The sequence below is a fragment of the Rhodococcus sp. P3_B8 genome, assembly GCF_056402775.1.
The window spans coordinates 1-12,576 of sequence record NZ_JBFUGT010000183.1 but is presented as its reverse complement, the minus strand read 5'-3'; the positions used below and the strand labels follow the sequence as shown (position 1 = coordinate 12,576).

At 69.1% G+C, this 12,576-nt stretch carries 9 protein-coding genes; all 9 read left to right on the top strand.

Annotation, left to right across the window (positions count from 1 at the left end):
• Nucleotides 1-1,126: aromatic ring-hydroxylating oxygenase subunit alpha (locus AC1D1G_RS31980; RefSeq protein ID WP_477955212.1), on the top strand; the 1,126-nt coding region annotated here is incomplete at its 5' end.
• Entirely contained in the window at nt 1,123-1,884 is a 762-nt protein-coding gene (locus AC1D1G_RS31975) for an enoyl-CoA hydratase/isomerase family protein (protein ID WP_105413771.1), read from the top strand. The genes AC1D1G_RS31980 and AC1D1G_RS31975, both read left to right, overlap by 4 nt.
• A gap of 36 nt (nt 1,885-1,920) precedes the next feature.
• Complete coding sequence (locus AC1D1G_RS31970; protein ID WP_283352062.1) at nt 1,921-2,598, top strand: PaaI family thioesterase; 678 nt, start codon at nt 1,921-1,923, stop codon at nt 2,596-2,598.
• Nucleotides 2,595-3,845, top strand: a complete 1,251-nt coding sequence (locus AC1D1G_RS31965) for a CaiB/BaiF CoA transferase family protein (RefSeq protein WP_283352063.1) — start codon at nt 2,595-2,597, stop codon at nt 3,843-3,845. Before AC1D1G_RS31970 ends, AC1D1G_RS31965 begins: the two co-directional genes overlap by 4 nt.
• A gap of 193 nt (nt 3,846-4,038) precedes the next feature.
• Nucleotides 4,039-5,580, top strand: coding sequence for a class I adenylate-forming enzyme family protein (locus AC1D1G_RS31960; protein ID WP_283352064.1), 1,542 nt, complete (start codon nt 4,039-4,041; stop codon nt 5,578-5,580).
• Between the two features lie 88 nt (nt 5,581-5,668).
• On the top strand, nt 5,669-7,075 hold the full coding sequence (locus tag AC1D1G_RS31955) for an MFS transporter (RefSeq protein ID WP_283352065.1): 1,407 nt from the start codon (nt 5,669-5,671) through the stop codon (nt 7,073-7,075).
• 4 nt (nt 7,076-7,079) lie between these two features.
• Nucleotides 7,080-9,212, top strand: coding sequence for a molybdopterin-containing oxidoreductase family protein (locus AC1D1G_RS31950; RefSeq protein ID WP_477955209.1), 2,133 nt, complete (start codon nt 7,080-7,082; stop codon nt 9,210-9,212).
• On the top strand, nt 9,209-11,446 hold the full coding sequence (locus AC1D1G_RS31945; protein WP_283352067.1) for a molybdopterin-dependent oxidoreductase: 2,238 nt from the start codon (nt 9,209-9,211) through the stop codon (nt 11,444-11,446). The genes AC1D1G_RS31950 and AC1D1G_RS31945 overlap by 4 nt, the downstream gene beginning before the upstream one ends.
• The coding region (locus tag AC1D1G_RS31940) for an FAD-dependent oxidoreductase (protein WP_477955206.1) at nt 11,446-12,576 on the top strand (1,131 nt) is incomplete at its 3' end. The genes AC1D1G_RS31945 and AC1D1G_RS31940, both read left to right, overlap by 1 nt.

Sequence of the window (12,576 nt, the reverse complement as noted above, 5' to 3'; positions counted from 1 at the left end):
CAACAGCACCGACTACGCGGATGACCTGCTTCGGGTGCCGTTCTCGGCGTTCAACGACCCCGAACTCGCCGAACGCGAACGCAAGGTGGTCCGGCGACTGCCGCACATTGTCGCGCACGTCGACGAGCTGAAGAAGGCCGGCGACTTCGTCACGACCGAGCTGATCGGCACACCGCTGCTGGTAGTGCGGCAGACGGACGGCAGCGTCAAGGCCTTCTCCAACGTCTGCAGGCACCGGGGTGCAAAGGTGGAGTTCGAGGAATCGGGTTGCAAGCGCATCTTCAGCTGCCCGTATCACAACTGGGCGTACGGCCGCGGCGGCGATCTGCGGGGGATGCCGCACTCGGAAGGCTTCGAAGGCATGGACCGCGCGCAGTACGGGCTCGTGGAATTTCCCTGCGAGGTACGGCACGGCCTGGTCTGGGTGGTTCCGACGGTCGGGGCCGATCTCGACATCGCCGCGATCCTCGGCGCCAAGCACGACGCGGAGGTGACGGCGACCGGAATGGCCGAGTCGTTCCAGGTGCGCAAGGAGACCTGGAAACTCGACATGAACTGGAAGATCGCCGTCGACGGCGTGCAGGACTCGTACCACCTGTGCCAGTTGCACACCAAGACAGTGTGCAACTACCTGGAGGGGAACATCACGGCATACGACCTGGTGGACCGCTCATGGCGAATCGTCGTCGCGCGCAAGTCGATCACCGAGGTTCGCGGCGCCGATCCCGACTCGTTCGACGTCCGCAACTACTCCCTCGCGAACTACACGATCTATCCGGGCACCATGCTCGTGACGGAGCCCAATCACTTCGAGATCTGGACGATCGTTCCCGACACCGAAGATCCCAACGTGTCGTACTGCACCATCCGTCTGCTCTCCCCAAAGGAGCCGGAGACCCCGCGCGAGAAGCGGATTCTCGACAAGAACTGGGAACTCCTCATGGAGACCCTGCACGCCGAGGACTGGTTCGTCACGAAGACGATCACCGCCAACGCGGCGCACGGGCAGGTCGACGAGCTGATCTACGGACGGAACGAACTCCCCGGTCAGGTCTTCCACAAGATGATCACCCGGGATGCCGAGGAGGTCGCGCGTGAGGAGGCCGCGGTCGGCGGTGCGAAGTGACGTCGGACGACCTGCGTCGATCGTCCCCGGCTCCCGGGGTGTTGCAACTCGACCTAGCTCGCCCCGACGTGCACAACGCGATCTCGCTCGGTTTGCAACGTGAGCTCGACGCCGCGCTCACAGAGGCGGCACACGACCCGGACGTTCGGGTGGTGGTACTGGCGGGGGAGGGCGCAGCGGCGTTCTCCGCCGGATACGACCTGAAGGAACTCCGCGCGATGACCCCGGACGCCGGAGTCCTGAGCATGCTCGAACGAGAAGAGCTGCTGTGGCGGTACTTCACGTTCCCCAAACCGACGGTCGCCGCAGTCCACGGGATGGCCTACGGCGCGGGAACCCTGCTCGCGGTGTGTTCGGACCTGCGGGTGGGCGGCCCCGGCACCCGCATCACCGTCACCGCGGCGAAGTACGGCGGAGCCAACCTGACCTGGGTCCTCGACCAGCTGATCGGCGCCGGGCCGACCCGCGATCTACTGCTGACCTCACGAGCAGTGTCCGGCGAGGAGGCCTTCCGGATGGGGCTCGTCTCCCGGTACGCGGCTGACGGCGACGTTCTCGGTGCCGCACTCGAGGCGGCCGAACAGATCGCGGCTCAGCCTCCCGAGTCGATGCGCGAGATCAAAGCGCTGCTGCTCGACGGGCCGGGGCAGGGTCTGCGGAGCCGATACGACCGGGAAAACGTCGTGTCGCGCACGACCCTTCGACCCCGCCCGGTCGAGGAGATGTTCCGCTCGTACTTCGGAAGCCGCGCAGAGTGATTCGCAGTTCTTCCCGCCAGCGAAAGTGAGATCCGGATGGACGCCACCACTGTCTCGACTACCGACGACATCTGGAGTCCCAGCTGGGACGACCCGTTCGAACCGACTACCGACCGTGACGAYGAGTTCGCGGAACTGACCGACGCCCTGCGCGCGGTGCAGGAGGCCGTCACCCGCAGCCGGCCCACCCCGGACGCGGCGGGCCGGACAGCGCGAACGCTCCGTGACCTCGCGGCCCGACTGGCAGCGTTCGAGGTCGGCGAGGACGAGCAGATCTCCGGGCGCCGCTGGGACCTTGCGGGGCGCGGGCAGACCCTCACACCGGCTCTCCATCTCGACGAGGTGACCGACAACCGGGCGCGCGGGCGCGTTCTCGTCGGCAGATTCCATTCCGGCCGATACGCGATGAACGGTGGCGTGACACCGCTGATCTTCGACGAGATCCTCGCGCGTCTCGCCAACAGCTGCGGCAGACCGTGGGCCCGCACGGCGTACCTGCACGTCAACTATCGGGCGCCCGCGCCACTCGACGTCGAATTGCGGGTGGAGGCGGAGTTCGCCGGCCAGGACGGCCGCAAGCGGTTCATGCGCGGTGCCATGCATCACGGAGACGTCCTCGTGGCCGATGTCGAGGGACTCTGGATCGAACTGAAACCCGAACAAACACAGAATGTCTCGCTGGCCGTGGGTCGGGGAGCGGAGGAGAATTCATGAGTGGGTACTCGCTGTTGGACGGCGTGCGGGTCCTCGAGGTCGCCCAGTTGGCCCCGGCGTCGCTGGGTGGGCACCTCGCGGACCTCGGTGCCGAGGTGATCAAGGTGGAGTCGGGGCCGCTCGGCGACCCGGTCCGCGTCGGTGGCAGCCGGGCGATCGGCGAACCTGACGGACCGGCGTTCATGCACCTGCGATGGAATCGCGGCAAGAAGTCCGTCGCGCTCGACCTGCGCAGCCCCGAAGGCAAGCAGGCCTTCCTCGACCTCGCCCGCTCGTGTGACGCCGTCGTCGAAGGTATGCGCGGCGGCTATCTGGACTGGCTCGGAGTCGGCTACGAGCAACTGCGCCAGGTGAATCCGAAGATCGTGCTGTGCACGGTGTCGGGTATGGGCACCGACGGCCCGTACCGGGCTCTGGGTACCGGCGGTCCGGTGTTCGACGCCTACGCCGGGCTGCGCGAGGTGAACACTCCCGCAAAGCCGCCGGCCGAGGGCATGGCCGGCTCCACCACGCCGCCGATCGCGATGTACGCCCTCGGCGCGTACGGGGCGATGGGGCTGCTCGCCGCACTGCACAAGGCCGGAGCCACCGGTGTCGGCTGCCACGTCGAGGTGTCGGGCATCGACGTCGCCGCCGCGTGGATGCCCGACCTGGTGGATGCGGAGCTGAACAGGGACCGCTCGATGCCGCGTCCGTCCTGGCTGCCGGACGGCCGGCTGCCCGACTGGCCGCGACTCGAGGCCTACCGCACCAGTGACGGTGAGGCGATCCTGTTCGGGTCGCACGTGGAGAAGTTCTGGCACAACTTCCTGGTCGCAATTGGGCGTCAGGACCTGATCGGCGTCGACCTCACCAGCACCGACGCGGGCGCCGCCGCCCGTGCGGACCTCGTGTGGCGTGCGCTGACGGAGATCTTCGCGCAGCGCACCCGCGCCGAGTGGGTGCAGCTGTTCCTCGAACACGGCATCGCGGGAGGTCCGGTCAACAGCGTGGCCGATATGCTCGCGGACCCGCATTTCCAGGCGCGGGAGAACACCTACCGGGTCGACTACCCGGGGGTCGGTGAACTCGAATTCGTGGTCAGCCCGGTGCGGGTCGCCGGGGAGAAGTTCGCGCCCGCGCTGCCACCGGTTGTCGGTGCCGACACCGCGGAGGTGCTGCGGTCGGTGGCCGGGTACGAGGATGCGCGGATCACCGCGGCGATCGACCCGAGAACGCCCCGACACGAGGCGCCACCCGCTGGCTGACCGGGCGTATCCCACAGGAGAACGACACCCACACGAAATATATTGTGTGGGTGTCGTTCTCGTGTGATGGTCCGGTTCTGAGGGGTGCCCGAAATTTCCGGATCGAGCATTGCGCCATTCGCCTATAACTGTTAGGTTTGCCGCACATGAAGTGAGGGTGGTCACACCCGGCTGACGAGCACGAGGAGCACAGATGAATCTCGCGGACCTGACCCGGTTCTGGGGTAAGACGCGTTCGCAGCAGCAGGCGATCGTGTTCGGGGACACATCGCAGACCTGGGCCGAGGTCGACGCGATCACCGACGCACTCGCCCGCGGGCTCGCGGCCCGCGGCGTCCTCAAGGGCGACCGGGTTGCCGTGATGATGCTCAATCGCCCCGAACTCGCGCACGTCATCCTGGCGACCCTCAAGCTCGGCGCGATCAGCGTCCCGCTCAACTTCCGGCTCACCGCCAAAGAGCTGGCACCGATGGTTGTCGACTCCGCGCCGCGCGTGGTGATCGTCGAAGACGGCTTCGCGCCGCTGCTCGAGGTCGCCACCGAACAGGCGGAGTTCGAGACCTACGCGATCGGGGGCAGTGCCTATCCGCCGTACGAGCGGCTGATCGACCCCGGAACCGCGCCCGTCGTCGCCATCGCCGCCGACGACCCCGGCTTCATCTGCTACACCTCGGGTACCACCGGCGTGCAGAAGGGCGCGCTGATCACCCACCGCAACGCGATGACTCCCGGCATCTCGCAGTCGATCACCTTCGGCTTCTCGCAGCAGGACCGGGTGTTGTGCTCAGCTCCGCTGGTGTACACCGGCTCGGTCCTGTCGATCTTCATGCAGCTCGTCGTCGTGCCCGGCGCGACGATGGTGCTGTTGCGCGAGTACGACCCGGAGATCGCCCTCGACACGTTCGAGCGCGAGCAGATCACGGCAACCACGACCGTCCCGGTGATCTGGGAACGGATGACGATGCTGCCCGACTTCGGCACCCGCAAACTCGCGAAGTTCACCTTCGCCGGCACGGGTGGCGCGCCGGTCAGCCTGGACTTGCTCGACTTCTACCGTTCACACGGCATCCCGCTCACCCAGTGCTACGGCCTGACCGAGGCGTCGGGCATGGTCTCGACCCTCGCCTACGAGGACGCCGTGTCGCGGCCCGGCTTTGCCGGGCTGCCGCTGGTCGGCACCCACATCCGGATCGGTGAACCGGGAGTCGACACCCCGGCCGGTGAGGTCGGCGAGATCCTGGTCCGGGGCGAGCACGTGCTGCGGGAGTACTGGAACAAGCCCGAGGCCACCGCGGCGACCGTCGGCGACGGGTGGCTGCGCACCGGCGACCTCGGCATGCAGGACGACGGCGGATTTCTCAAGATCGTCGATCGCAGCAAGGACATGCTGATCTCCGGCGGCCTCAACGTCTACCCCGCCGAGATCGAGAAGGCGCTGCACGGCATCGACGGGCTGGTCGATCTCGCCGTCATCGGCGTCAAGGACGACCGGTGGGGCGAGGTGCCGATGGTGGTGTTCCACAGCGAGCGTCCCGCCGCCGACATCGTCGCCGACATCGCCGAGGTCGCCGGCGAGAACCTGGCGAAGTTCAAGCGCCCCCAGCACGCCGTCGCCCTCGGCGAGCCGCTGCCGCGCACGTTCTCCGGTAAGCTCGCCAAACCGTCTCTGCGTCAACGTTTCCCCGAGGTTCCTGCCGACGCACTCGCGGTCGACGGCACCGTCACACCGGTCTGAAGCATGTCTTCGAGGCACGCCTTCGGCTTGCCCATCCAGCTCGAGGCTTCATCCCCCGCGGTTCCCCCACCCGAGAGGAATACACGTCGTGGCCCCCACTCGTGAAGTCGACATCTCCCAACTCATCGACACCGCACCGGTGTCGGCCCTCCAGAAGCGTGCCATCGCACTGTGCCTGGCGCTCGCGATCCTCGACGGCATGGACGCCCAGCTGATCGGATTCGCGATTCCCGCGTTGTCCGAGGACTGGGGCCTGTCCAAGGCCTCGTTCGGACTGCTGCTGGCGCTCAGCAGCGGCGCGATGGTCGTGGGCAGCCTGCTGTTCGGTCCGATCGCCGACCGGTGGGGCCGGCGCCGGGTGATCCTGCTGTGCACCGTGTTGTTCTCGGTATTCACGCTCGCGTCTGCCTTCGCGCCGTCGGTGGGTGTGCTGATCGTGCTGCGCATCCTCGCCGGCATCGGGCTCGGTGGCGTCACCCCGAACCTGATCGCACTGACCAGCGAGTACAGTCCCGCGCGCAGCCGCTCCACCATGGTCACCATCGTCGTTGCCGGCATGTCCCTCGGGGGATTCCTCGGCGGACTCGCTGCCGCTCAACTGATTCCGGCGTACGGGTGGCAGTCGATCTTCGTGGCCGGCGGCGTTCTCCCACTGTTCGTGGCGGCGCTGGCGTGGGCCGGGCTGCCGGAGTCGGGCAAGTTCCTCGCGGCCCGCGGTGATCACGTCGGCGCCGCGAAGATCCTCTCGGCGATCGCCCCGCAGGCCGGCATCAACGGTGCGGTGACGTTCACCGTGGACGCCGTGGTGGCCAACCGGTCGCCGATTCGGGAACTCTTCGCCGGTGGCCGGGCACTGGACACGATCCTGCTGTGGGTGGTGTTCGTCATCAACTTCCTCGTGATCTACTTCCTGTTCGGGTGGATGCCGTCGCTGTTCAGCCAGGCCGGGCAGAGCGCGTCCAATGCGATCCTCGCCGCGGCGCTGTTCAACCTCGGCGGTATGGCGGGCGCGCTGTCCATCGGGTGGATCACCGACCGGGTCGGCACCGCATGGGCGCGGTCCCGGGGCTCGGACGCCGCCTACGCGGTGGTGATGGCCGGATACACGCTCGGGGCACTGTTCATCGGCGCCGTCGCGATGTTCTTGGCGAACTCCACCCTGCTGCTCATCACGATCTGCATCGTCGGATTCGGGATGTCGGGAAGTTCGGCCGGCATCATCGCGATCGCCGCCTCGATCTACCCGGTTGCGGCACGCTCGACCGGGATCGGCTGGGCCATGGGGGTCGGGCGGATCGGATCCATCGCCGGGCCGACCCTCGGTGCCGCCCTGATTGCGGCCGGAATGGACGCCCGCACCATCTTCCTGCTCATGATCGTGCCCACCGCCGTCGCCGTCCTCACCCTCGGCGGGTTGTTCGTCCGAGAACGTCTGCGCGGACGCACCGGGGCGGGGGTCGCGGAACCGGCGGCCGCACCGGCCGAGGCGCACTGAACCGATGCCACCCGTCACGTCCCGGCGTACCTCGTTCTGCAGGCTGTGTGCCTCCTCGTGCGGAGTCCTGCTCGACCTCGAGGACGGGCGGATCACACGGGTCCTCGGAGACGCACAGCACCCGATCTCCGGTGGTTACACCTGCCCCAAGGGACGCCGCGGCGGCGATCTGGCCCACGGCCCGGACCGGCTGACCACCTCGATGCGCCGCACCGGCACCGGCACGCACGAGCCGGTGCCGGTGGCGCGGGCGACCGCCGACATCGCGGACCGGTTGCGCACCATCGTGGACCGCCACGGACCGGATGCGGTCGCACTGTTCATGGGAACGCAGCAGAACTTCGCCGCACTCACCCCGCCGATGGCCCGGGCCTGGTTCCGGGGGACCGGCTCACACAAGCTGTTCTCCACGATGACCATCGACCAATCCGCGAAATGGGTTGTCGCCGAACGGATGGGAACATATCTGGGCGGCAGGCAGCGGTTCGAGGACGCCGATGTGTGGTTGCTGGCCGGTACCAACCCGGTCGTGTCCGCCAACGGCGGCGACGGGGACGGCGCGGTGGTGCAGAACCCGTCCGTCACCCTGCGGGCCGCCCGGGAACGGGGACTGCGGCTGATCGTCGTCGACCCACGACACACCGAAACCGCGGCCTTGGCCGACGTGCACCTGGCGCCCCGGCCGGGAACGGACGCCGTCCTGTTCGCCGGCCTCCTCCACGTCGTCCTGACCGAACAGCTCCACGACACCGACTTCTGTCGCCGGTACACCGCCGATCTCCCGGGACTCGTCGACGCCGTAGCCGACGTGACTCCCACGGTCGTACACCGGATCTGCGGCGTCCCCGCCGACCGGGTCCGTGCCGCGGCCCAGGTATTCGCGGGCGGGAGCCGGGGGATGGCAACGAGCGGCACCGGGCTGTGCATGGGCCCGCATTCCAACCTCGCGGAGCACCTCGTCGCCGCTCTGAACGTGGTGTGCGGCCGGTACCTGCGCGAGGGGGAGCGGGCCGACGACCGCGCCGTCCTGACCCGGCACGCGCCCGCCCGCGCGGAGGTCGCCCCGCCCGCCCGGGCCTACGAGCACGGTTTCCGCAGCCGCATCGGTGGAGTGCGGGCGATGCGCGGTGAGCTGCCGTCCGGCATCCTCACCGACGAAATCCTCGAACCCGGCCCCGACCGGGTGCGGGCGCTGATCGTATCCGGCGGCAACCCGGCCGCGGCTCTCCCCGACCGAGCGAAAGCATTGCGCGCATTGCGATCGTTGGACCTGCTCGTGTGCATAGACCCGCGCATGTCGGACACCGCACGGCTCGCGCACTACGTTATCGCGCCGACCACGATGTACGAACGCGCCGATCACACCGCGATCATGGAACCGTTCTTCCCCCGCCCCTTCGCGCAGTTCACCCCCGCTGTCCTGCYGGCGCCGCCTGGCGTCGTCGACGACTGGCGGTTCTTCCTCGACCTTGCCGCCGCCTCCGGGCAGCCGGTCAAGTTCGCCGGCCGCATACTCGATCCCGACGCGCCGCCGACGTCCGAGCAGATGCTGGCGATGATGGCCGAACGGGGACGCGTCCCGTTCGCCGACGTGGTCACCGCCCCGCACGGACACCTCGCCGGGGCAAGTGGTGCAGTGGTGGGTCCGGCGACGGAGGACGGTGCCGGGCACCGCCTGATGTTGTTGCCCGCGGACGTGCGCGCAGAACTCGTCGCGGCGCTGACCGACCGAGTTGTCACAGAACAGTTTCCGCTACTCCTCACGGTCCGCCGGATACGCGAGGCCGTGAACTCCACCGGCACCCGCGTTCCGGGGCTCGTTCCGGGCGGCACCAACCCGGCAAGCCTGCACCCGGACGACCTGACCGCACTCGGGATCACAGACGGACAGGTAGTGACCGTGCGCTCGGCGGCAGGACGCCTGCGCGCGACCGCGCGGGCGGACCGCACCCTCGCCCGCGGCACCGTGTCGATGACGCACTGTTTCGGCAGCGTCGACCCGCGGGACGACGCCGGGGTGAACGTGAACGCGCTGACCGGAACCGGTGCCGGAGTGCAGGCGATCAACGCGATGCCGACCATGACCGCCGTGCCCGTCGCGGTCGGGGCGGTCGCACCCGAGGAGGAACTCTCATGACCATCGCCGAACCGAAAGCCGGACATCGCATCTGCCCACTGTGCGAGTCGACCTGCGGGCTACTCGTCGAGCTCGACCGGCGCACCATCGTGCGGGTCGCACCGAACCCCGACGACGTGCTGAGCGGCGGGCACAGCTGCGCGAAAGGCCTCGGCCTCGGCCGCATCGAGAACGACCCCGACCGGATCCGGACACCGCTCCTGCGCACCGCGGGCGGCGGATTCCGCGAGGCCACCTGGGACGAAGCGTTCGGCGAGATCGAGCGGCGACTGCCGGAGTTCGTCACCGGCGATCCGGGCAGCTGCGCGATCTACCACGGCAATCCGGCTGCCCACCACCTGGATTCGACGTTCTACCTCGGTGAGTTGATCGGCGCCGTCGGCACCCGGAACATCTACTCGCCGGCGAGCGTCGACACCTGGCCGAAGAACCTCGCGCACATGCTGCTGTACGGCACCGGGCTGGGGATGAGTCTGCCCGACCTCGACCGCACCGACTACCTGCTGATCCTCGGCTCGAATCCGATGGTGTCCAACGGCAGTACCGTCACCGCACCGGGAATCCACCACCGGCTGCAGGCGCTGCGCGAGCGGGGCGGCACCCTCGTCGTGGTGGACCCGGTACGCACCCGCACCGCCGAGGTCGCGGATCTGCACGTGCCGATCCGCCCCGGCACCGACGCCTTGTTTTTGCTCGGCGTGCTGTCCGTGATCGCGTCCGAGGGACTGTCCAGACCCGGGCGGGTGCCGGACGTGGTGGACGGCCTCGGCGCCGCCCTCGCGATGGCGGCGGAATTCGAGCCCGACGCCGTTGCCGCGGCGTGCGGGATCGACGCCGACGTGATCCGCTCAGTGGCTCGTGGGTTCGCGGGAGCAGCTGCGGCGGTGGCGCATTCGCGGATCGGTACCTGCATGCAGGAGTTCGGCACTCTCGCGAACTGGCTCGTCGAGGTGCTCACGATCGTCACCGGCAACCTGGACCGGCCCGGAGGGGCGATGTTCGCATTGCCGCCCGCGGGCGGGCAGAACACCTGGCCGGTGACCAGGACGCCGAAGTTGATGTTCGACCGGTGGCGGTCCCGGGTACGCGGCCTGCCGGAGGCGATGGGGGAGCTGCCCGCGGTATGTTTCGCCGAGGAGATCCTCACGCCCGGGCCGGGCCGCACCCGGGCGCTGATCACCCTCGCCGGGAACCCCGCCCGGTCCCTGCCCAACAGCGGCGCGATCGAGGACGCGCTCGGTGTGCTCGAGTTCATGGTGTCGGTGGACTGCTATCTCAACGAGACCACCCGCCATGCCGACGTGATTCTGCCCCCGCCCCCGGTAACAACCCGAGGCCACCACGACGTCACGCTCGCGCACTTCCAGATTCGGAACGTCGCCCGCTACACCCCACCCTTGCTGGACCTCGCCGACGGCGAGATGGCGGAGTGGCAGATCCTGCTGCGGCTGGCCGCGATCGCGAAGGGAACGCCGGACCGTCCGGTCGGCGAGATCGACGACGAGGTGGCCGCCGTCGCGGCCCGGCGCGCCGCGAACCTCGTCGGCTGCGAAACGGGACGGGTGATGGACGCCGTGGCCGGCCGCCGCGGCCCGCAGCGACTGCTGGACCTGCGTCTGCGCAGCGGACCCTACGGTGACCGGTTCGGGCTCGACCCGGACGGGTTGACTCTCGCACTGCTGGAGGACAACCCGGACGGCATCGACTACGGGCCGCTGGCGCCGCGTGTCCCGGAGGTGCTGCGCACACCGGATGGGCGGATCGACCTGATGCCGGACATGGTCGTCTCCGATCTGCCGCGGCTGCGAGCGAGCGTCACGAGGGCAGCACCGGATCTGCTGCTGATCAACCGGCGTCAGCGTCGCGGCATGAATTCGTGGCTGCACAACGCGCTGCCGCAGACGGACGGCGGCCAGTGTGCGCTGCTGATCAGCCCACCCGACGCGGCCGAGCAGGGTCTGGTGAACGGCGACCGGGTCGCGGTCACTTCCAAGGTCACCACCGTGACGGCCGAACTGCGGATCGACGACACGCTGCGCCCCGGTGTGGTGAGCATGCCGCACGGGTGGGGCCACGACGGGCCGGGCCTGCGGACCTCCCGGTCGGCCTCGGTCCCCGGCAGCAACTACAACGCCCTGGTGGACGACACCACCGACCTCGAGGCGCTCACGGCGTCCCCGATCTTCAACGGCGTCCCGGTCACGGTGACGCGCACGAGCGAGGAGCATCCCTGATGGCGTACGTGGTCACCCAGAACTGCTGTAACGACGCGACCTGTGTCGCGGTCTGCCCGGTCGACTGCATCCACCCGACCCCCGCGGAGCGGGAGTACCAGCGCACCGAGATGCTGTACATCGACCCGGGCGCCTGCATCGACTGCGGCGCCTGCTCCGACGTGTGCCCCGTGGATGCGATCGTCCCCGGCGACGCACCCGCCCCCGACATCGACCGGTACCGGGAAATCAATGCCGAGTACTTCCAGCGCAATCCACGCAGCATTGCGCCAGGCGCGCACGTGCAGCCGCTTCCGCTCGCCCTCGCGACCGCCGGCGTCGCCGACCCCCCGGCGATGCGAGTGGCGATCGTCGGATCCGGACCGTCCGCGTTCTACGCCGCCGAGGAGCTGCTGGCCCGTCGCGACATCGCCGCCGAGGTCACCATGTTCGAACGGCTGCCCGTGGCCGGCGGACTCGTGCGGTTCGGCGTCGCGCCCGACCACTGGCACACGAAGACGGTCGACCGGGTGTTCGGCCGCACCGCGCGTCGTGACGGCTTCACGTTCCATCTCGGCGTCGAGGTCGGGAAGGATGTGACGATCGACGAGGTGCTGGCCCACCACCACGCGGTGATCCACGCGTCCGGCGCAGCGGGTGACCGGCGCCTCGGCATTCCCGGCGAGGACCTGCCGGGCAGCTACGCCGCCAGGGAGTTCGTCGCCTGGTACAACGGTCACCCCGATCACGCCGATCGCGTCTTCGACCTCACCGCGTCCCGCGCCGTCGTGGTCGGCAACGGGAACGTCGCGCTCGACGTCGCCCGTATCCTCGTCTCCGACGTGGAGACCCTGCGCCGCACCGATATCGCCGATCACGCCCTGACCGCACTGTCCGACAGCCGGATCGAGGAGGTGGTGGTGCTCGGCCGACGGGGACCCGAGCACGCGGCCTGCACCACCCCGGAACTGCTCGCGCTCGGCTCGCTGCCCGGGATCGACGTCCTCGTCGACGGCCCGGTTCCGACAGGTCCGGACGCGCCGACCAAGCTGCGGATCCTGGCCGACTACTCCCGGCGGGAGCCGACACCGGGGAACAAGCGCATCGTGCTGCGCTTCGGCACCACTCCGCAGGAGGTGGTAGGGGACGGG

What these genes read in the sequence shown, in the direction of transcription:
- AC1D1G_RS31965 (WP_283352063.1), top strand. Translation starts at nt 2,595, where the DNA reads ATGAGTGGGTACTCGCTGTTGGACGGCGTGCGGGTCCTCGAGGTCGCC.
- AC1D1G_RS31960 (WP_283352064.1), top strand. Translation starts at nt 4,039, where the DNA reads ATGAATCTCGCGGACCTGACCCGGTTCTGGGGTAAGACGCGTTCGCAG.
- AC1D1G_RS31945 (WP_283352067.1), top strand. Translation starts at nt 9,209, where the DNA reads ATGACCATCGCCGAACCGAAAGCCGGACATCGCATCTGCCCACTGTGC.